This window comes from Streptomyces sp. NPDC001135, from assembly GCF_053598395.1.
On record NZ_JBSFKD010000042.1, the window covers coordinates 60641 to 80796 of the forward strand.

Annotated in this window: 17 protein-coding genes; 6 read left to right on the top strand and 11 right to left on the bottom strand. The window is 64.1% G+C overall.

Annotated features, from left to right (window positions below; all coding sequences use genetic code 11):
• Positions 1-191: 191 nt before the first annotated feature.
• Positions 192-587, top strand: coding sequence for a GntR family transcriptional regulator (locus ACWC94_RS36590; protein WP_450801589.1), 396 nt, complete (start codon positions 192-194; stop codon positions 585-587).
• Between the two features lie 216 nt (positions 588-803).
• On the opposite strand, the gene ACWC94_RS36595 is transcribed toward ACWC94_RS36590, so the two are convergent.
• From ACWC94_RS36595 to ACWC94_RS36610, 4 genes are all read right to left on the bottom strand, one after another.
• Complete coding sequence (locus ACWC94_RS36595) at positions 804-1367, bottom strand: flavoprotein (protein ID WP_450801590.1); 564 nt, start codon at positions 1365-1367, stop codon at positions 804-806.
• Positions 1364-2599, bottom strand: a complete 1236-nt coding sequence (locus ACWC94_RS36600; protein WP_450801591.1) for a helix-turn-helix domain-containing protein — start codon at positions 2597-2599, stop codon at positions 1364-1366. Before ACWC94_RS36600 ends, ACWC94_RS36595 begins: the two co-directional genes overlap by 4 nt.
• Before the next feature lie 354 nt (positions 2600-2953).
• On the bottom strand, positions 2954-4069 hold the full coding sequence (locus ACWC94_RS36605; RefSeq protein WP_450801592.1) for a hypothetical protein: 1116 nt from the start codon (positions 4067-4069) through the stop codon (positions 2954-2956).
• 124 nt (positions 4070-4193) lie between these two features.
• Positions 4194-4775, bottom strand: coding sequence for a DUF4365 domain-containing protein (locus ACWC94_RS36610; RefSeq protein WP_355068859.1), 582 nt, complete (start codon positions 4773-4775; stop codon positions 4194-4196).
• Positions 4776-5214: 439 nt separating this feature from the next.
• Here ACWC94_RS36610 and ACWC94_RS36615 point away from each other — a divergent pair, with 439 nt between their 5' ends.
• Both ACWC94_RS36615 and ACWC94_RS36620 read left to right on the top strand, forming a co-directional pair.
• Complete coding sequence (locus ACWC94_RS36615; RefSeq protein WP_450801607.1) at positions 5215-5883, top strand: DUF4145 domain-containing protein; 669 nt, start codon at positions 5215-5217, stop codon at positions 5881-5883.
• Between the two features lie 179 nt (positions 5884-6062).
• Positions 6063-6758, top strand: a complete 696-nt coding sequence (locus tag ACWC94_RS36620) for a DUF4145 domain-containing protein (protein WP_450801593.1) — start codon at positions 6063-6065, stop codon at positions 6756-6758.
• A 1485-nt stretch (positions 6759-8243) separates the two neighbouring features.
• Here ACWC94_RS36620 and ACWC94_RS36625 read toward each other — a convergent pair.
• The 3 genes from ACWC94_RS36625 to ACWC94_RS36635 all read right to left on the bottom strand — a co-directional run bounded on the left by ACWC94_RS36625 (position 8244) and on the right by ACWC94_RS36635 (position 11356).
• On the bottom strand, positions 8244-8615 hold the full coding sequence (locus ACWC94_RS36625) for a hypothetical protein (protein ID WP_450801594.1): 372 nt from the start codon (positions 8613-8615) through the stop codon (positions 8244-8246).
• A 516-nt stretch (positions 8616-9131) separates the two neighbouring features.
• Positions 9132-9986 (bottom strand): nuclease-related domain-containing protein, encoded by an 855-nt coding sequence (locus ACWC94_RS36630; RefSeq protein WP_450801595.1) that lies wholly within the window; start codon positions 9984-9986, stop codon positions 9132-9134.
• A gap of 188 nt (positions 9987-10174) precedes the next feature.
• Complete coding sequence (locus tag ACWC94_RS36635) at positions 10175-11356, bottom strand: tyrosine-type recombinase/integrase (RefSeq protein ID WP_450801596.1); 1182 nt, start codon at positions 11354-11356, stop codon at positions 10175-10177.
• A 38-nt stretch (positions 11357-11394) separates the two neighbouring features.
• Here ACWC94_RS36635 and ACWC94_RS36640 point away from each other — a divergent pair, with 38 nt between their 5' ends.
• A complete protein-coding gene (locus tag ACWC94_RS36640) occupies positions 11395-12354 on the top strand; it encodes an IS481 family transposase (RefSeq protein ID WP_450801597.1) in 960 nt (319 codons plus the stop codon).
• Positions 12355-12448: 94 nt separating this feature from the next.
• Here ACWC94_RS36640 and ACWC94_RS36645 read toward each other — a convergent pair whose 3' ends face one another.
• The gene (locus ACWC94_RS36645) at positions 12449-14260 is read right to left on the bottom strand and encodes an IS481 family transposase (RefSeq protein ID WP_450801608.1); all 1812 of its coding nucleotides are present in this window, start codon (positions 14258-14260) and stop codon (positions 12449-12451) included.
• A gap of 622 nt (positions 14261-14882) precedes the next feature.
• Between ACWC94_RS36645 and ACWC94_RS36650 the strand changes: the two genes are divergently transcribed.
• Entirely contained in the window at positions 14883-15494 is a 612-nt protein-coding gene (locus ACWC94_RS36650; protein ID WP_450801598.1) for an NYN domain-containing protein, read from the top strand.
• Between the two features lie 165 nt (positions 15495-15659).
• Here ACWC94_RS36650 and ACWC94_RS36655 read toward each other — a convergent pair whose 3' ends face one another.
• Complete coding sequence (locus ACWC94_RS36655) at positions 15660-16787, bottom strand: helix-turn-helix domain-containing protein (protein ID WP_450801599.1); 1128 nt, start codon at positions 16785-16787, stop codon at positions 15660-15662.
• The gene (locus tag ACWC94_RS36660; RefSeq protein ID WP_450801600.1) at positions 16753-17445 is read right to left on the bottom strand and encodes a hypothetical protein; all 693 of its coding nucleotides are present in this window, start codon (positions 17443-17445) and stop codon (positions 16753-16755) included. The genes ACWC94_RS36655 and ACWC94_RS36660 overlap by 35 nt, the downstream gene beginning before the upstream one ends.
• Positions 17446-17992: 547 nt before the next feature.
• On the opposite strand from ACWC94_RS36660, the gene ACWC94_RS36665 reads away from it, so the two are divergent.
• Positions 17993-18763 (top strand): HNH endonuclease, encoded by a 771-nt coding sequence (locus ACWC94_RS36665; RefSeq protein ID WP_450801601.1) that lies wholly within the window; start codon positions 17993-17995, stop codon positions 18761-18763.
• Positions 18764-19617: 854 nt separating this feature from the next.
• On the opposite strand, the gene ACWC94_RS36670 is transcribed toward ACWC94_RS36665, so the two are convergent.
• Positions 19618-19965 (bottom strand): peptidase inhibitor family I36 protein, encoded by a 348-nt coding sequence (locus ACWC94_RS36670; RefSeq protein WP_450801602.1) that lies wholly within the window; start codon positions 19963-19965, stop codon positions 19618-19620.
• Positions 19966-20156: the final 191 nt, after the last annotated feature.

Consider the following 20156-nt stretch of genomic DNA (forward strand, 5'->3'; position numbering starts at 1 on the left):
CGTGATCCCCATTCAGTTGTCAAGGAACGAACGCTTCCGGCGAGCGCGGTAACCCCTGGTGAAGGAGGCTCCCGTCCTTTGCGGAGCGGGGTCCGCCGGGCACAGCATCAGATTGACTTAAGTCAATCTGACTGTCAAGGGGGCCAGCGGAGAAGCGGAGATTGACTTAGGTCCCAGCTACTCTCGGACCCATGGAGCAGAGCTCAGGAGCGCCCAAGCAGGCGCCTACGGCCAAGGACATCGCTGCCGACTTCCGCGCGAAGATCACAGGCCCGAACCGCGAATACGAACCGGGCGAGCAGCTCCCGGCGGCCCGCAAGCTCGCCAAGGAACTTGGCGTGCAGCTCCTGACCGTCCAAAGCGCGTACAGCCAGCTCCGTGATGAGGGGCTGGTTCTCACCCAGCAGGGCCGCGGGACGTTCGTCCGTGACCCTTCCGTGCCGCTCGGCACTGAGCCGGGCAGCAGCCCCGCGTTCACCGCCCTAGCCGCAGAACTCAGCTCGATTCACGAAGCTCTTCGCCTGTTCGGTGAGCGGCTTGACCGTCTTGAGCACCTCGTTGGCAAGGAGACTCCACCCGCGCAATGAGTTCATCCGCGCGCCTCAGCAGTCGCTCCACCGTGGCGCGCGCCTCGCTCAGACCCGCTTCGATCACTGCGAGTTCTGAGGGGGTGAGACCCTCCGACTCTCCGCTTCGCTCCTGGATCCCTGACATGCCAATGAGCATGCGACCGGAAACGAAAGGGGACCCGGACAGACTGTCCGGGTCCCCTTTCTTTGCAGCTCAAGCAGGTTGACGACTCGTCACCGAGTAGCTTCATCCACGGCATCCAGCACTGCCGACCACGGGAGTTCACGCCCGGCCGGCGCCTCCCTCGGCTCGTGCAGCGGCCACACATCCGGGCCGTAGACGACGAGCACTCCCGCGGCTCGCAGGGTCTCGATGTGGCCTTGCCACGCGGGGTGGCGAGCATGCGCGGCGTTCACCCGCGGGAAGACGACGACGGGAAGACCGAGCGTGCCGATAGCCTCGCCCACCTGTGTCAGCGCCTGGTTGTCCATCACGCCAGTGGCAAGTTTGGCGACCATGTTCGCCGAAGCGGGAGCGACCACGTAGCAGTCAACCGGCGGATGCGGGCGAGCGTCGCCGGGCAAACGCGGTTCATCACGCACAGGCAGGCCAGTGAGTTTCTCCAGCCGCTCAGTTTCGCTGCTCATCCGCAGCCACTTACCCGCGGTCGGCGTGAGCGTGACGGCCACCCGCCATCCGCGGTCCATCGCGGGCTCAACGAGACCGGTACGCAGCACCTCTACGCCCCCGGCCGCCGACCCGACGACCCCGAGCACCCCACGCTTGCCTGAACTCACTGCACCGCCCTGCACCGCTGAGCCATCGCGAACACCTCGGACGAACGCGAGCCGCTCGTAACCGGGGACTGCTTGATCAGGTCCCGTAGCGTCTCGCGCACCCTCGGATTGTTGCGCACGAGCTGCGGCGACGTACGCTCAGCTGTACGCAGTTCCGTGAACGCATCGTCCCCTTGCCCGGCAAGGGACAAGGCACGCGCGAAGTCGATGCGGTGCGAGACGCTGCGCTCCTGCGGCATGTGGTCGACATTGATCCGGCCGTGCTCCACGACGTAGGAGACGTTGTCCAGGTCCAGCTCAACGGACAGACGGTGAAGCAGTACGTTCGTCGGCCCGAAACCGGTCTGCCAGTAGTTCTCATCCGAGCCGAGATCATCCGCGAGTTCTTCGGCACGGTTCAGTAGCGTCGTCGCGGTGGACCGGTCCTGATGTCGGGCCGCAGCGACGGCGGCCCGCAGGTGGATCATTCCGAGCAAGCTGAGGGCTGCCGGATCGTGTTCGGTCACCTGAGACGACAGCCACGCTGCGGCCGTGTTGCCCAGTTCCAGGGCGTCGTCATAGCGCCCGTTGGCGAGCAGGGCGTGAGTGCCGGACCGTGCGGCAGACGCCAGTACGAGCGGGTCATCCGACTCGTCAGCGGCCCGCATCGCGCGCTCAGCGGCGAGCCATGAGATGTCCGACTCACCGATCTTGGCCAGCGTCGTGGCCGCGAGGTGATGCGTGCGCGCCGACACCGCCCAGCAGTCGCCACCTTCCTCGCTGCGGCGCGCCGCTCGCTCCTCCAACTCCTGCGCCGTCTGCAGCAGGGCTGGGAGCGCAGAGATGACGCTGCCGAGCCGGCCGCCCTGATAGTCGTTCCATGCCTGCTCCACGCGTACGGCGACAGGCGCAGGCGTCGGGAGCTGAGCCTCAGCATCCGGGCCGAACAGCAGACGGGACAACCGTCGCGGGCTCATGAGGGCGTCGCGCACAGAAGGGACGTCGTCCTGGTGCCGCTCGTCCTCCATGAGGATGGACTGTCCGAGCAAATCCCCAAGGGGTACGCGAAGGATGCGCGACAGCTCGGCGAGCATGTCGATACGGGGTGGCTTCCGGCGTCCCGTCTCGATCTTCGCGAGCCAGTCAGTGCTGCGTCCGACGAGGCCGGCCAACACCTCTTGCGTGTAGCCGCGACGCTTCCGATAGAACGCGATGCGCTCACCGATGCTGAGGTGATCTCCGAGACCACGCATGGCCTGTTGCCTCCTGCTCGTAGGGGCTGGCTTCACGGTACCTAGCTGACTGGCGCTGAGGCAGACAGCCGTCCACCGATCCGAGCATGCAGGCGCCAACAGGCGAGAGCCCGGACGAAGTGTCCGGGTGCAGGGTTTCCCTACGTCATCGGGGCGGCTCGCTCCGCTCACCGCGTGCGGCCCGGCCCCCGGCCGGGCCTGCGCTCCTGTCTCCGCCTCGCTCCAGCCCGACCGGCGCCCGCGCCGCGCGCATTGCAGCGAGCCAAAGACCACGAGCCGAGTGCCATACAGGAGCGGCCACGGTCAGAACGATCCCCCCGGCGGGGAAGCGGTGGGTTCTCGCCCACAGCGATCTCAATGTTCGGAGGGGGACTCCTGCACCTCATCTGCGAACAGGGAAATCTGCCCGCGCATAACCGGAGGCCGAGAAGGGCGCGCGTAGTCAGAGATGGGACCAAGCGTGCGCAGAACGGTCGCGTCATACAGCCAGCTGAGATTCCCTTCCTTTTCCAGTCGACCGCTTACCTGCAACGCCAAGTCTTCCTCATGCGCCCTGACCGCCTCATGATATTCCTCTTCATCCGAAAGTCGGACACGGACCTTTTTCGCTGGCCCCGATGTGAGCGCCTCGATACCAAAGACACCAGGACTTCCAGCCTGCTTCTTGGCGAGTAGGTGCACTCGCCCGATCATCGACGTAACTCGGGAGGAGTCATCTGACGCTAGTTTCATAGCTGCTTTATTGAGTGGAAGTACATCCGAGCCTTGCAGCTCAAACCGAGAATCTAGGTCAACGGGAGACGGGATGGCGGGATCCCACTCCACACTAATATCTGCACCGTCCGAATTTTCAGCGATTCCGAGAAGGGCGTTTGTCATCTCGTACGAAATACCATGAACGACGCCTGCTTCGAAGCCAGAGAGTGAGCCGCTCGAATGATAGTGGTCGAGTGCTTCAACGGTGGCCTGCACTGCACGAACGACGGCTTGGCTGACATCCCGGACACTCGCAAGTCCCAGTTCGGGTAGTGCGATCGACGGTGCTACCGCAGACGTCGACAGCGGGACGCCAGCATTGGGGGGCGCGTAAGCAGTGATGATGTAACTGCCTGGCGCACTTTGCCCCATCAGAATCTGATCAAGGTATCGATAAGCGAAGCGGCCATGCCTGTTCACGAAATGACGGTCAGGGCCCATGTAAGACTTGGCCCCAGCCAACAACGTCCTGCGAGCCGACTCAACAAGGCGTTCTCCGCTCCTCCACTCGATGAAACCGCTAGGCGCAGACGACTCCTTCCGAAATTTGAATTCGTCAGACGCTTCAGCGATAAGTCTCGGATAAAGTGATCGCAACCAAAAGTCGCGATCCTGTGACAGTTGAAGCAGAGCGAGCCGCATCGTCTCCGAGAATTCTGGCGCCTCTTCATCGAGGGGGAGCATGAGGCTGAATTCTGACCAGTCGTCGCTCACCTTTGGAGGAAGGTATCGCGAGTAGATTCCCCTCCTACCGCCGACGCGCTTCCAGCCGGCGTCTTCCAGTAGGGCTCCCAATTTTTCCGGGTCCACTCGCGCAGGGAGCGTTACGCTCGACATGTCAGTCATTTAGCGATTCACCCCTGTCGATCTTGTCCAGAATGTTTGCGAGGGCGTTAGCGTCTACTCGATTTCTGGTGGGGATGCGGACCGTAGGCTTCTTGATCGAAGAGTCGGCATGGACGCCCTCCAGTGATACCCAAAAACAAGATCGCCTAGTCCAGAGGCCATCATGTGTAACCTCGGTCCAGTCCGCCTGCCGTGTCGGCGCAGTCATAACGATCAGGATCGCTTTGGGGTACTTCCGGGCCTTCACCAAGTGATCGAAATACTGACGCTTGGTGAACTGGTAGCTGAAGAACTCACGGGAGGGGTCGGGGACGATCTGCGTGGTGCACTTGAGCTGAGCGAGTACTGCGGACTCTTCGTCCATGTGGTCCCGAGGCGGCCTGATCAACCGAACGTCGTAGCCGTACACATCGACGGGAACGATCTCAACGGCGAGACCGGCCGTGGCTGCTACCGACTTGATGTAGCCCTGCTGAAGCTGCTCCATCATCTGCGTGACGTGACGGCTGTCGACGGCTTCGATGTGGCTGGCCCGCGGCTTCCGCCCGTCCGCAGGTTCGATTGCCCTCACCACCAGGCAGCGCCCCTCCCCCTACGTGGAGGGACCAGGCTAGATCATGGGAGGGCTCCGTAGGTCGGGTTGCCTGATAGTCATGTCTCGAACGGTAGCGCTAGGCACTGACATCGGTCACCTGGCTTGCGACCACCGCAATGCGGGTGGGCGGTCACCAGCCAGTGACCTCGACCGTAAGGGCGCCTCTCGCTGCCACGGAGACGGGGCGGTAGGGCTCCGCCGAAAGCGCGGTTGAGCAACCCACTCAGCGCTCTCGGCTGGGCGGCTGCGGAGGATCCGTTATGCCAAACCCACGGTTGGTGGGATGCGGCTCCGCTAGTTTCGGTGCGTGACTCTTGAGCTGCCGCATCCGACGGCACCGGTCGTTGTCCATTGCCCTGAGTGCGATAAGGCAGTGATAGCCAGTGCCGCTGGGCGCGTGCTGGAGCCGGATACAGACATGTGGGGGCTCGGCGCTCTCGTGACCCTCACCCAGTGCAGTGAGTGTGGAAGGGCCCTGGTCGTTACCCAGGGTGACGATCTGGAAGGGCGCTGGTCCGATCCCGTACGCGTCTTCCCACCTACAGGCAATCAGCTCAGTTTCGGCGTTCCGAGCAAGCTGCGGGACGAGTGTGAAGAGGCCCGCCGCTGCTTCACCGCCAAGGCCTTCACTGCTACGGCTGTCATGGTCCGACGGGTCCTCGAAGGTCTCTGCCTCGAGCAAGGAGCGACTGCGAAGCCTCTGATAAACGCGCTCAAGCAACTCGCGGCCGAGGGCAAGCTTGACGGTCGCTTGCTTGAGTGGGCACAGAAGTTGCGAGGTCTCGGTAACCACGGAGCGCACCACACCGGCATGCCGGTACAGAGGCAGGATGCGCATGATGCTCTGCTGCTCACAGAAGCGATCTTGAACTACGTATACGCCCTCCCAATGCAGTTTGAGGCATTCCGGCGGCGCAGGGCGGGTGAGCCCCCGTTGCTCCCGCCGCCCCTCGGGGGCATCACGGTGCAACAAGCTCCGCCGGCCACAGCGACGGTCCCCGGCGATGGGCCAGCGCCCGCACCACAAACGCACCAGATAGAGCGGGAAGCAGCGGGGAACCACGGTGAAAGGGGTCAGACCCGATGAGGCGGCTCCACGACCATCCGCCGAGGTCAGCGTCCGAACCGACCTCGAATGATCTCAGCTTCCCAAGCTGAGGGCTCCGAAGCTGTCGGCACCGAACTACCCTGCGGCTTGCTCTGGTCCGCGAGCACAACGGTCACAAATCTCATGCCCATCGGGGCGTTGCGCACTAGTCTCCGGCTATGGCGAGCACGACATGCGGATGGTGCGGACGGCTGGCTCACATGAGACCGGTCGGCAGTGCCGAAGTGGTCCCCGATCAGGACAGCCATCTCAACGTGGGATTCGAAGCCTATCGATGTGCCAACTGCCGTCGGCTGGTCCTCGCCTACGGGTGGACCGACTTCAAGCCTACGAATGATTGGGACGACGCACCTTCTGATCTCTGGGACCATTCTCAGGCCCAACAGCCACGATGGCTTCCCCCGGCGAAGTCCAACAGGTCTTTCCCAGATGTCCCCGCAGCGATCGAGTCGCTCGCGGTTGAGGCGCACGACTGTCTGAGCATCAAGGCTGACCGAGCTGCCGTGGCACTAGCCCGTGCAGTGGTCGAGGCGTCCGCGAAGGAAAAGGGTGTCACCAGAGGGAGCCTGATCGCGAAAATTGATGAGCTCCACCAACTCGGGCTGCTACGCGGGCACATCAAGGAAGCAGCACACGAGGTGCGCTTCGGCGGCAATGAGGTAGCTCATGGCGATCTCACCCCCGTTGATCACGAGGCGGCCGAAGAAATCTTGACACTCATGGATGAGGTGCTGAACGACCTGTTTCAGTCCCCGGCTCGCGTGGCCCGTGCCCGTCAGCGGCGCCTGGAACGGTCCCAAGCAGGCCCTGCGTCGGTGAACACCGCCGCGTCAGAAGGACAGCCCAGCACCTGAGCTCCTGACGCGGCACTCACGGCAAGGCTCCATGGACCATCACAGCCGCTCAGTGGTGCATCTCGCCGCGAAGAGGTTGCGTGCCGCATCCGTGCCAGATGCCAGCGTCCCATGTGTCCGACTGTCCGGTTAAAGCGCTGACCTGCATAAATGGGTGGGACAACGAGATTTGCCGGTGTCCCACCTGTCCGACCTGAGTATCGGCTGCAACACCCCGGGGTGTTGCAGCCCCTCACGTCGTCGCTTCCCGCTGGGCCTCAACAACCGGAGGTGACCTCCCGCCCCCTCCCCTGCGCACGTGTGAGGGGCGTGTGAGCGAGTCGAGATCGCGCACCCCGCGCGGCCCCCTTGCAGGTCAGAGCCATAATCGAGCTGGTCACGAGCGTGCTCTCCGGAGCCGTGTGCGCAGGTTCGAATCCTGCCGGGGGCACCCAGCATGAGGTGCCCAAAGACCCCGTCACCAGCGGAAACGCTGAGGCCGGGGTCTTCGCGTATGTGCAGGCGTATGTCGTCCGAAGCGGCCGTATGCCGGGGTCTGTGGACGAGGCGTGGACGGGATCTTGGAGCATCGCCGCAGGCCGAGCGCAGAAACAGCCAGGGGCAGGAGCAGGCTGCCATGGGACCCGTACCTTGGCGCTCCCTGCTCTAGGAGCCCCTAACTCTCCCCACCAATGCTTCACGTACGTGTGTGGCTGTGGACTGACAAGTCAGGTCGGCCGCGGTTCTCGTTCGATACGTCGGTTTGCAACGTCCTACCGGCCGTCGAGGCACTTCGCGTATCGGGTCAGCAAGACCTCAACGCTGTTGCCGGCGCGCTCGGCAACCTCGAAGGGGTTCGACGCCGTCGCTGACGCCTACAACACCTCGCACCGCACGGCAGTCGCCGACACCGGCGCCGCCGCGCCTGGACCGGTTGGATCGTCCCCCCCATGTGACTACTTGGGGCGCGGGCCGTACGCCGAATGGTTTGGCGTGCCTTGAGCTCCGTCGTTACAACCGGCCATCCACACGACCGAGTCAACGTCATCGGGCAGCATCGCGCCGCACTCAGCATCGGAGTCCTTTGGCCATGACGCACACGCGTTTATGTATGCCGCGACATCCTTCGGATCGATTCCCTTGCCACAATCCGGGTCCGGTTCCGGGGCGGTATCGATGGTTTCGCCCTGTGCGTACCCATCCCAATAGGTGTCTTGCGGCGACGAAGCGCTGCACGCGACAGCACCGAGCAGCACCGCCAACACCCCCGCAGATAGAAGGCCAGCTCGCTTCATGCGCCCCCCAAGGCTCATATAGAGGGCAGATCGTACCGATGGGGGGAGACAATGCCCATACACCCCGGCATGGTCGAACCCTCGCCGAGCGCACCAGCGACGTTGTACAGCTACGCCCAACTACGCCTGTTCAACCTCACCGCCCGCCACCGGAGCCGTGTTGCTAGTCCACTTAACGCATGCACCTATCGGCGGGTACGGGTGCTTAGCGCTAGCCGCAAGGATTCCAGGGAGAGGCAACCGGTGTCCCAGCAGAACAACCGTTGGGATAGGCCGTGAGCCAGTCGTCCTCATCTGTATCGAGCGGAGCGGCCGCTGGTGACTCGGCGGGAATGACGGGGTTTGCCGAGGGCAGCAAGGGCGCGGTCGTCCAGTGATCAAGGTAGCCATGTGATTCGCCACAGACATTCCATGGCGGTTCAAGGACCGTGCCGTCCTTGCAAACGGCCGTAGAGCCGTGGGTCGACTCGGCATCCTCAGGACCGACGGCGATGGTGTAGGCAATGCTGGTGACCAACACGACGGCGAAAAGCACCAGGCCGGCGACCTTCAACCCCACGATGACCCTGACGACTGTCTCCATGGCTCATCTTCCCGTCCAGCAGGTGCCGGCGTCATGAGTTCGGCGGTGATGGGTTCCAGGTACGTCAGTCGATGCGCGCTCAGAGTTGAAGGGTGGACGTGGGAGCATCGTGGGTGCATAGCTCAAGAGACCTCGGCCGCGCTCCCCGGGCGCATGCGCCATACCTGCGACACAGCCTGCGTCGCTACCACCACCTTAATCTGCCCCGCCGCAGGTCAAACGGTTGTCAGGTGTGATCGGCACGATCACTCCGGAGCCCGTGTGCGCAGGTTCGAATGCTGCCGGGGGCACCCAGCTGAGGTGCCCAAAGGCACCCCTTCACCAGCGGAAACGCTGAGGCCGGAGTCTTCGCGTGTGCAGGCGTGTGCCGCCCCGAGTGGGTGTATGTCGGGGTCTGTGGACGAGGCGGGGACGGGATTTTGGAGCATCGCCGCAGGTGGGCATGGAAACGTCAGGCCGGAGGGGCTACCGACGGCCGCCCCGGAGGACCGCCAGCACCACACTGCGGCCACCAACTCAAGCTTGAGCCCACGCCTGACGGTGGCGAGCAACGCTGTAGACCTGCTCCACCTGGTCGGCCGTGAGAACGCCTGAGAGCGGACCGAGGGCCGACACCTGGCGCTCCTGATACACCCTGACATCGAGCTGCGTAGCGACCACCTTCAGCTCGGTGACACCGACGAAGACGAGCACTGGCTCCACCGGTACCGGGAAGTCGCAATAGCGCTCAAGCACTCGGGCGACCCGCTTGGCCTCCGCCCGGCTCTTGCGTGCGTAAGGCGCCGGTTTTCCGTGATCGACTTTCACGGAATCGTTCCCGACCCAAACGGCCCGCTTGTGGTGGTGCTTCGTATTGATGCTGAACACTCCGCCAGGCCCGATCAGTAAGTGATCGATATCCACTTTGTTGGCCAAGGGGATGGAGTGCAGGGCGCGCCAACCGTGGTGCCCTAAGCGGTTCAGCTCTGCTCCCACTCGCCGCTCCCCCGCCAGTCCCTTTCGCCAGGGGTCCCATTCCGAAGGCCGCCGCAGAAGCCGTGAGACGACTCGCTCCATTAGCCCCGGGCCGGATTCGTCGAGCAGATCCCGTATGGACTTCCCGGGAGGGTTGACGGCCAGGTCGTCGGCCGGCGTCAGAGGCGGCAGCATCGGACGCGCCTGAACCTCCGGCGCCCTGTCTGGCGGGACAGGCTCGGTGAGGTTCTGTAAGTGCTTCGCGAGCACGTCGATCACGTCGTCACGACACTCGGCCCGCAAAACCGTGATGTCCCCCGTCGTGACGTCCGCCCAACCGACCGCGGTGCCATCAGGCTGGTTGGCGTACAGACGATCATGCCCGTACCGCTTCCAGCGCGTGACGTGCAGTTCCATAAGGCCCCCTGTGCTCCCGCGTTGCCGTTGCAGATATGCCAGCAGCAAGCGAGACGAGGCCACAAGACCGCAGGGTGCGCCGCTCGACTCAGCTCGCCGCTTCCGAACGAGGCATCGGCGCAGGTAGGGCCATCACGAGGGAGGCTCCAGGCGGCATGCCTGAGGCCTCAGTGTGGGTGCAGGTTGTCTCACTCGTACTCGCGGAGCAGGTCCTCGATGCGCCGGTTGGCGACGTCCTGCCGTCCGTCGAGGCACTTCGCGTAGCGGGTCAGCAGGACCTCAACGCTGTTGCCGGCGCGTTCGGCAACTTCGGTGGGATCCACTCCCGCATTGAGCCACGTCGACAGCGCCGAGTGCCGAAGGTCGTACGGCCTGCTCGCAAGCGGCGAGGCCGCGACGGCCGGCGGAAGCGCCAGGAGACGAGCCTCCTGCCACACGCGGTAGTACGTCGAGGACGGGACGACCGAACCCCTCTCACTGAAGAAGAGCCGCCCGTCCGCCGCCGTGCCGAACGTGGCCAGGTGCTCGCGCAGCACGGCGACGAGCTGGGGCGGGATGGGCACACGCCGGACGTCCTCAGCCGGTCGATTCTTGAGCCCGCGGTCGTCGTGGGTCTCCCCTGAGTCCGTCCATTGCTTGCCGACCGAAGGACGGGTGCGGTGGAGCAGCGCCGATCCCCAGCCCTGCTCAGGGAGGACAAGGTCAGTCTCGACCAGGCCGACCGCCTCAGCGGGCCGGAGGCCACCGAAGTACATCGCCGCGAACAGCCCGACGAGACGCCGGCCGCGAGCACGCCGGTATCCGCCCACGTAGGACACTGCCGCCAGGAGATTGCGTGCCTGCTCCGGGTTGGCCACAACGCGCGGATCGACCTGGTTCGAGACCTTGGGCTTCTGCCAGCGAACCGCCGTGATCGGATTCTCCCGCAGCTCCCCCAGGTCGACCGCGTAGTTCGCAGCGTTGACGAGGGTCCGCCGCTTCCGCCGCACAGTCCCGGCAGCTGCTGCGGTGCCGTCGAGCTTGAGCTTCAGCCCGTCGAGCACGGCGCGGGCCGTTGCCGGTTCAGCGAGGTCCGTGAGCGGCCGGGAAGCCTTTGCCACCCAGTGCAGAACGTTCCGGACGTCGTCCGGGACTTCCCGGTCGTCGGGACCTGGCAGCACGAAGGCCCAGTTACGTAAGGCCTTGCGGATCTCCTCGTCGGACGGTCGCCCTGCGCGCTCCGCTAGCAGTTCCACGGTCACGCTGGTCAGGGATTCGTTGATGCCATCTCGCGTATTGGGGGCAGCGTGCGGCCACTTCATTGCGAGATACCTGAGGGCGAAGTCGTACCAAGACAATGGAGACTTCTTCTCTCTAAAACTGACGATCATCGTTGACACCTGGGTCTCCGATCACTACGGAGATCCACATGCCGAAGTCCACTCCCACCACCCCGCCGCTTGACCGTGAGGCCAGGCGGCGCCTGGCGGTGATACGCCACGTCGAAGAGGTTAGCGGGAACGTCGCGATGTCCTGCCGGTACTTCGGGATCAGCCGGCAGGCCTACTACACCTGGTACCGCCGTTACCAAGCCGAGGGCGTCGAAGGTCTGCGGACCCGGTCCAAGGCTCCGAAGACGTCTCCGAACGCGACCCACGTCGAGGTGGTCGGAAAGATCATCTACCTTCGGCAGAACTACCACTTCGGGCCCGAGAAGATCGCCATGTACCTCAAGCGGTACCACGACGTCACCATCAGCAAGTCGGGCGTCTGGCGCATCCTCAACCGTCTCGGCATGGGCCGTCTGCCGGCCTCCCAGCGTTACAAGCGCCACGACCGCAGGTGGAAGCGGTACGAGAAGCAGCTGCCCGGCCACCGGGTGCAGATCGACGTGAAGTTCATCGAGCCGCTCGCCTCGATGCCGCAAGGCCGCCGCGGAGGGCGCAACAAGTACTTCCAGTTCACCGCGATCGACGACTGCACCCGCCTGCGCGTGCTGCGGATCTACCCGCAGCTGAACCAGAACACCGCCATCCAGTTCCTCGACTACGTGCTGCAGCGTCTGCCGTTCCAGGTCGAGGTCATCCAGACCGACAACGGCGCCGAGTTCCAGTCCGCCTTCCACTGGCACGCGCTCGACAAGGGCATCGCCCACACCTACATCAAGCCCCGCACACCGCGGCTGAACGGCAAGGTCGAACGCTCCCACCGCATCGACGCCGAGGAGTTCTACCGGCTCCTCGATGGTGTCGTCATCGACGATGCCGAGGTCTTCAACGACAAGCTGCGCGAGTGGGAGGACTACTACAACTACCATCGCCCCCACGGCGGCCTCGGCGGCCAGACCCCCTACGAACGCCTCAAGCAGAAGACCACGACTCAGGCATAATCGATCTTTGTCAGTGGCACACAGCCCCGGAAGCCCGTGTCGGATCCCAGCTGATGCCTGACGTTCTGGTCCCGGGTGATGCTTGACGGTGGGCCTAGAGAACATAGGGAGCCCCGTGGGGCTTGTTCGCTTTCACGTTACGGACCGGGACGTCGGTCGTGCGCCGGATCACCCGGATCTGGCCGTCGAGCTCGACGGTGATCGTCGTATCGGACACGTGGACGGTCACGGTCTGCCCTGCGTAGGGGCGGCCGAGGGAGACGACCTGGCGGCAGACCATGACGGTGCCGACCGCGCTGACCCGCCGCTGGACCCGCACCGGCTCGACGCCGGGCCGTGGCGGCGGTCCGGCCGGCCGCAGGCCCCGCAGCCTGCGGACTTCCTCGCTGGTCAGCGGGTTGGGCCGCACCCGCAGCAGCTCCCGCGAGGACAGGTCGAAGAACGACAGCGTCTCGCCGTCGATACGGACACCCACCTGGCGGCCGCCCAGGATCTCCGCCGCCAGAACCTGGTGCCCGCCCAGGCCCACCAGGCCGCTGTTGTTCACGACCCGGTCCACCTCGAACACCGCCCCGTCACCGGCCGGAAGCGGGGCCGGGCCAGCAGCGCGTCCGCCCCGGGCGGCCAGCCGTCCCAGATCCGCCACCGACAGGTGCGACCGCACGGTCTTGGTCCGCGCCCCGGCGATCAGCAGATGGATCACCTTCGTGTCGGCCCAGAACGTCACCGTCAGGCCTGAGCGGGCCGGACCCAGCCAGAACTGCTTGCCCGCGACCTGCAGATTCCCACTCGCAGGCACCACCCGCTCGAACTCCACCGGCCCACCGGACCCCACCGGCACCTCAGGCAGGGCGGCAGGAACCTCGCAGGCTCCGCTCGGAGCCGGCCCCGGATCCTCTGGGGGTGTCCGCTGCTGCGGCACCAGCGCCAGCACCCCGGGGATCTTCAGGCCCAGGACGTTCCGCTCCTGCTCGGCAACCGGGGAGAACCGGTCGCCCGGAGACTGCATGTCCAGCGCCTGATGCGGACGGGAGGAGTTGTACTCATCCACCCACGCATCCAGTGCCGCCTGAGCCTGCTCGATGCTCTCGAACGCTCCGCAGTCGTCGAGGAGTTCGCGCCGCAGTGTCTGATGGAACCGCTCGACCTTGCCCGTCGTGGTCGGCGAGGCCGGCTGGGTGAGCCGGTGCGCGATCCCGTTCTCCCGGCAGATCCGGTCGAACAACACCTCACCACCCTGCCCGAACCGGTCGGTGAACTGCTTGCCGTTGTCCGTCAGCACCTCCTCCGGCACCCCGAACACCTGCAAGGCCCGGACGAACGCCGCGCACACCGCCCTCCCGGTCGCCCGCTCGACCACCGACGCGATCACGCAGTACCGGGAATGGTCATCCACCCCGGTCACGACCTTCGCCTCGGTCAACTCGCCCGTCACCGGCTCGACCAGCATCACGCCACCGACGATGTCCATCTGCCACAACTGCATCGGCCGATCCCGCTGCCAGCGCTTGTAATCCGACCGCTTCCGACGCCGCACCCCCGGCTCCACCAACCCGTGACGGACCAGAATCCGATACACCGTCATCCGCGACGGCACCGGACTCACCGCCCCGGACCGCTCCAGCACATGAGCGATCCGCCGCGGACCCCACCGCGGATGCTTGCGCCGCAGCTCACACACCGCCGCCTCCACCTCGGCAGAGGCCTGATGGGGACACGACGCCGGCCTGCGCGAACGATCCGCCAACCCGGCCAGACCGGAGGCCTCATACCTCGACTTCCAGCCGCTCACCGTCTGCCGCGACACCCCCAGCGACGCGGCGACCTCGGTCACCGTCGCACCCGCCAGCACCGCAAGCACAGCCCGGTATCTCTGCTCGACAACCGACAACTCCACCAGCGCCAATCCCGGCCTCCTGCCACACGCCGCAACGACGTGCACAGAAAGACCGATCACGGCCACCGTCAAGCATCAGCTGGGATCGAAGTGTCAAGCATCTACCGGGACCGGACAGCCCCGGAAGCCCGACTGAGTTACAACTTTCTCTACGGGTTCAAGGCCCGCGCACAGCGCGGGCGCGCGCCGCCTCTGCGGCGCGGCCTGCCTCCTGTCTTCGCCTCGGCTGGCCGCGCCAGGCGGCGCGCTGCGTGCATGCGGGCAGAGGAACGAAACCCCGCTGCGGCTGGGGCGGCCGGCTCCGCGACTTTAGCCAGCCACTTTGGCGCGAGCCTCGAAGATCATGGCCCCAACGTCGTGCTTTACCGGGCAGGTCCACAGACTGCCCGACGCGCCGGAAGCTTACGGGGCCATGATCACTCGCGCCAAAGCAGCTCCTGGCCAAAGTCGCTCCACCGACCGCGCGCCTGACCTGCACCGATACGCGAAGAACCGAGTTCAATCGACACGATTCAGCCACACCCACTGGCCTAGAAGTTGCCTTTCCCTGGCTCGCGTCGCATAGTGGAGTCCTTGCTCCCCGCCGTCCTCCGGGACTGGCGGGGTTTTTACATTGTGTTGGGGGCGGCACATGACGGCATCTGCGCCGACGCTTGGCGTTCTGATCGACTACCAGAACATCCATCTCACGGCGCGAGACCTGTTCGCCCCGCCAGGCACCCACGCCCGAGACACGCTCGTCCATCCACTCGCGTTCGCTGAGCGCATCCTCGCAGTACGCGCCAGCAAGTCCACGGATCCATGGTTGGCCGGCGCAGTCCTCACAAGCGTGTGCGTGTATCGCGGCACCCCCAGCAACAGTCGAGAGCCGAGACTTTACGCCGCAAGCCAGGCCCAGCGCTCCGAATGGACACGCGATCACCGAGTGAGCGTGCACTACCGCTCACTCCGCTACTCTCCGCGATGGCCCCAGGAGCCGGCGCGGGAGAAGGGCATCGACGTCCTGTTGGCAGTGGAGCTAGTCAGTAAGGCCATGAACGGCGACGTCGATGTTCTCGTCTGCGCGACTCACGACACAGACCTTGAACCAGCGCTTGAGATGGCTCTGGCCAAGGGGAAGAGCAAGATCGAGACTGCTGGCTGGTGGGGCGGGCGACGCCTCAAGGTCCCGGGACGGAAGACCTGGCACACCGCACTCGACGGCGCCGATTTCGTGCATTGCCGAGACCGGAAGCAGTACTAGCCAGGCAAAGCGATGGCAAAATTTGCACGCCATCACGGGAAGCCGACTACGCTCCGGGAACGAAGTTCAGCGTTAGCGACGGAGCGTAGTCGGCTTCCCGTGATGGCCCCCAACTTGTCACTGTGCGTTACAGGATCGGCTAAGCAGCTGGCACCAGCGGCGCCCTTACTTGACCACTGACAAGTGCCCGTGCCGGGCTGGCCCAACTTGCCCGCCGCCCGAAATGGCAGCGATCGACAAGCCGAAAACCAGCGCGTCTAGATCTTGATCGCTATCAACCAACTCGTCAGCAATGCGACGCGAGGTCCACCCATCCTCCCTCGCGAGGCGAAATACCTCAGTGAACAGTTGGGAAGTCTCCGGGTGAATCCCGTCAGGTTCAGAGGTCCGGTATCCGCGTTGAGAGAGGTCGATCAACCACTGTCGGCGATTCCATTCCGAAACCAATTCCAGCTGGTAAAGTCTCTCCACCATGGCGACGGCGGACACTTTCCAGTACCGCTTAAGCTTAAAGACATCGTCCAGGCGAAGCTTGCCAACCACCTGTGCAAAAAGACCATCGGCCGGGATCAGAAAGCTGGAAGCAAAATCGTGAGCCTCCTGCTCAGCGGCCCTGGATCTATTCCTCCTCGAACCCTGATGCAACACAAGGTGCCCTAGCTCGTGCGCGAGGTCGAAGCGCATTCGCTCGGCAGTCTTTCCTGTGTTGATAAAGGCGAATGGCCTGCCTTCATACAGGAAGGAAAATGCGTCAATCTCCCTATCCTTTACAGGTAGGGAAAACACGCGGACGCCCTTCCTTTCAGTCAAGGCCAGCATGTTCTTCACAGGCTTCTGATGGAGCCCCCAGGCCGAACGCAATTGCTCCGCCGCAGCCACTGGAGTTAGACCAGCGGTTTCCGACAGATCCGGAAGCTCTGGAGGCGGCGTTCCGTAATGCTTGTCAACCCAATTACTTAGAAGGACCGCCAATGAGCTTATCGAGAGGATTCGACGGACCTGCCTCGCTGTCATCGACGACAGGGCGCGGAAACTTACCCATTCTTCTTCAATTTGCGGGGCGTCATCTGCATAAAAGTAAGCTTCAGGAAGATCAAGAACTTGGGAAAGCAGGTTCACGGGTGGATTGTCCACTTCTCCCGCTTCCCAAGCTGACACTGCCCTGCGTGAGACGCCACAAAGCTCGGCAAGGCCCTGCTTGGTTAGCCCCCTGCGCTCTCGCGCCATCGTAAGGCGCGTGTGATTGAACGAAGGTTGCTCAAGCTGCCCGAGTGACCATCGGTTCTCCGTCATCGTCGTCGTCCTCGCCAGGTTCGATAGGTGCGACCGCCCCGGAGGTAGGAACGGGGTCGATCAAGATTCTCTCGACCCATTCCCCAACGAATCCGTCTTTCCGTACCTCGACCGGAAGGGAGATTTCCATACGGATGTGGTCATCGTCTGCATGGATGACCAAAAACCATGTAGAGCACGCCTCGTCAGGCGGAAGCGGATTAGCTAGCTCTGATAGGTCGATCTCGAAAGCAAGCTGCTCGTAAGTAGCGTTCCGGTCGACTCGCTCCTTTGTCTTGGGTCCACGCTTCCGCGTAAGGCGGGGATCCCGTTCACCTTGCACGCCGGTGAACCTGTCGCCGGCGACTACCGCGAAAGCCAGCCGACGAGCCTCCGAGTAGACGGTCTCATAGTTTCCGGTCTGCCCGATTCGCCAGCCCTGGCGTATTTTCAGTAGCTCTCTGCGGAGCGCTGCCAGCGTCTCCGCCCACATCGTGATCCCGGGGTAGTTCCGCGGGTAGTAGCGGATCGACACGCGGCTTCGAGCGTCGTCCCCCGTCATCACGCTGTTGCGGATCTTAGCAACGGAGAGGCCCATTTCGGCCAGACGCTCATCTGCATGCTCAGGTCGAACGATCTTGCTTCGGCGAGCAGGGATCTGCTCATGGGACTGGCTCACGGCACCTCCGAGATCCAACTTCCTCAAATGCTACCTCATCTGAGGCGACGTTTGAGGAAGATCGCGAGAACTCCGCACCGTCAGGCGCTCCTCACTCATGGAACACCAGGGGACTGACAACTAGGCGCTCGAGCAAGCAGGGACGACTGAGGGGCACGGTCGCATGCGAGAGACCCAGCTCCGGCAGACTGCCGGACAGGCCAGCCGGCACTCCGTGGACTATCTGTGGACAAGTTCCGCTTCAGTGACCGGTCAAGCACCCTTTGACCTGCACAGTCGCCTGGGACCGAAGGGCTCTCCGGAGCCGTGTGCGCAGGTTCGAATCCTGCCGGGGGCACTCGCCCAGTCAGCAAGAATCAAGCGCTGACCAGGGCGGATGCCGACAGAAGAGGGCGGGAGTCAGGCTCACTGACTCCCGCCCTCTTTCGTTGTCTCTCACGGTTCGTGTGTGAGGAGCGTGTGAGCCACATGCTGCTCGATGCGGTTACCCGCGTACTTCGTCCCTACGTCGCCAGCTGTCGTCAGTGCCGCCATCTACGATCCCGCCATGCCTGACAACCGCCCCGCAGTGCCACGCCAGTTAGCCCGCGACCTGCTGGTCGAGGCCGGACACAGGTGCGCTGTCCCCACCTGTCGTGCCACCACGCTTGAGCTCGCCCACATCACCCCCTGGGCCAAGACTCGGGCGCACGACTTCGACAACATGATCGCCCTCTGCCCTAATTGCCACACTCGCTTCGACAGGGGGGAGATCGATCGGCTGTCGATGCTTCAGTACAAGGCGCGTCTAGGTTCCGGAGGCGCACGAGCAAGAACTCTCGGCGCGTACCGCGCGTTGCAAGCAGCTCTGGATCGCTGGGGTAAGTCTATCGTGATTCTGGCACGCGCCCATGTGGCTTCCGCTCCTGATATCGACTTTATTCAGCAGGCTCGGAGTGAATGCGAGCGGGAAGCAGGACTGACGCACGCAGCCGTTGCAGACCTCCAGTGCGTCGGCGATGACACAATCGAACTACTCACCGACTTCATTTACGATTGGTTCGTTCACCGAGCAAGCAGCACAGTTGATATGAAATGGCCAGACTACCTCCAGCCGAGAGAGGAACGGGATGACGAGAAGAGAATTATCCGTGAGGCCTTTCTTGAGCTCCACTTGGCTGTCGCCGATGTGCTCGGATTAGGCTTCGATGAGTTGCCCTTCCGGGAGGAGCCTTCCCCTTCGCCGCAACCGCGCCCGCTAGGGGGCGATTTCCAGCATTACCATGCTGTCGACCGAAAGGACGGAAGCCGGATTCGCCGACTTCCGCCCCTTCTCTAGCTATATCGTGGACGACTTCCGGCGAGTTGCCGGCGCGCCGGGCCACCTCCGCCACTGGGAACCCTGCACGAAGCCAGTTGGTGATGCACGTGGCCCGGAGGTGGTACGGCTCCCGGGTCAGGGCGAGGGTGCCGAACTTCTTCAGGTGTGCGGGGAGCATCGCGACCGGCGTTTCGCGCTCAGATCGCATTCTGTGACGCCTCGGCATGGCACATTTTGGCAATAGGAGGTTGTCTCACGTGGTGAGTTTCGCGAGTTTCTTGTAGCAGGTGGGGGCCGTGGCCAGGCTGAGGAAAGCGAGGAAGTGGCTGCCCTTTCACTCGTAACCGGACGCGCGATGCGCGGGACCAGGTCGCGGCCACGCGGCCAGGCAAGGGGATCAGCGGAGACGTGCGCTTTGTCCGCGCGGGCTTTGACGGGGTGCCGTCTGCGCGGGCCGCGCCGCGAGCGGATCGCGGGCATTGCCAGGATCAGAGGCTTGAACAACGCCTGGCTTTCGCGGAGGCAGGGTGGCGTGGATACGGCGTGAGCCAGCGGGACGCTCTGGGCGTCGGACAGGACAAGGATCTTGCTGCCCTTCTTGCCGCGGTCGACCGGGTTCGGCCCGGTCGGTGATCCCCCTTTTTTCGCACGGACGCAGGTGCCGCGTCGACGATCGCCGAGGTCCAGTCCAGCTCGCCTCTCACGCCGAGTTCCGCCAGTACGGCCCGGTGCAGTCGCCACCCACGACCCGCGTCATGCCGCACGGGTATCACGCCACGTGACACAGTCTCTTAAGCGCGCTGCCCCGCCCGTGACGGGCGGAGCAGCGTCGGTGCACCTCGGGATCGGCCTTCTCTGTAAAGGCCGCAGCGCTAAATTTTATAGACGGCTATCCCTGTAACGGCGCCGGGATTGTCCGCGTAGTGGCCCGGATTCAGAGTGGCCAGCTTGGTGCCTTGGCCGCAGCCGGTGGTGATGTGCCAGAGCTCCACGCGGTAGGACGTCTGGTTTGAGACGGACCGATTGACCCTCTGGAGGGGGTAGCAGCCGGGCGTCAGAGAGTTGACGTGCCTGGTTCCGGTCCTGTTTGCCCCCGTCCATCCACACGCATACCCCTTCGGGCAGGTATTGGGATCGGCTGCAGCCGGCGTGACGAACGCGCCGCCCAACAACGCACCGGTCACAGCCGCCAGCGTCAGACTTTTCCTGAGCGTGCTCATACGAAGTTCCCCCATTCTTGGTCGACAGACTTTGGATCCTAACTCAAGGAGCCTAACCTCCCCAGTTCTTGACGTGCCATCAGTTATGGAGCGCTTAGACGTCGTTTCTTATGGCGTGATCGTTCGTTGAACCGTGCATGACGGATCTGGTTGAGCGGTTGGTGCCGGACGAGTTATGGGTGCTGTTCCGG

What these genes read in the sequence shown, in the direction of transcription:
- ACWC94_RS36590 (WP_450801589.1), top strand. Translation starts at nt 192, where the DNA reads ATGGAGCAGAGCTCAGGAGCGCCCAAGCAGGCGCCTACGGCCAAGGAC.
- ACWC94_RS36600 (WP_450801591.1), bottom strand. Translation starts at nt 2,599, where the DNA reads ATGCGTGGTCTCGGAGATCACCTCAGCATCGGTGAGCGCATCGCGTTC.
- ACWC94_RS36615 (WP_450801607.1), top strand. Translation starts at nt 5,215, where the DNA reads ATGTGGGGGCTCGGCGCTCTCGTGACCCTCACCCAGTGCAGTGAGTGT.
- ACWC94_RS36620 (WP_450801593.1), top strand. Translation starts at nt 6,063, where the DNA reads ATGGCGAGCACGACATGCGGATGGTGCGGACGGCTGGCTCACATGAGA.
- ACWC94_RS36625 (WP_450801594.1), bottom strand. Translation starts at nt 8,615, where the DNA reads ATGGAGACAGTCGTCAGGGTCATCGTGGGGTTGAAGGTCGCCGGCCTG.
- ACWC94_RS36630 (WP_450801595.1), bottom strand. Translation starts at nt 9,986, where the DNA reads ATGGAACTGCACGTCACGCGCTGGAAGCGGTACGGGCATGATCGTCTG.
- ACWC94_RS36635 (WP_450801596.1), bottom strand. Translation starts at nt 11,356, where the DNA reads ATGATCGTCAGTTTTAGAGAGAAGAAGTCTCCATTGTCTTGGTACGAC.
- ACWC94_RS36640 (WP_450801597.1), top strand. Translation starts at nt 11,395, where the DNA reads ATGCCGAAGTCCACTCCCACCACCCCGCCGCTTGACCGTGAGGCCAGG.
- ACWC94_RS36650 (WP_450801598.1), top strand. Translation starts at nt 14,883, where the DNA reads ATGACGGCATCTGCGCCGACGCTTGGCGTTCTGATCGACTACCAGAAC.
- ACWC94_RS36655 (WP_450801599.1), bottom strand. Translation starts at nt 16,787, where the DNA reads ATGACGGAGAACCGATGGTCACTCGGGCAGCTTGAGCAACCTTCGTTC.
- ACWC94_RS36665 (WP_450801601.1), top strand. Translation starts at nt 17,993, where the DNA reads ATGCCTGACAACCGCCCCGCAGTGCCACGCCAGTTAGCCCGCGACCTG.
- ACWC94_RS36670 (WP_450801602.1), bottom strand. Translation starts at nt 19,965, where the DNA reads ATGAGCACGCTCAGGAAAAGTCTGACGCTGGCGGCTGTGACCGGTGCG.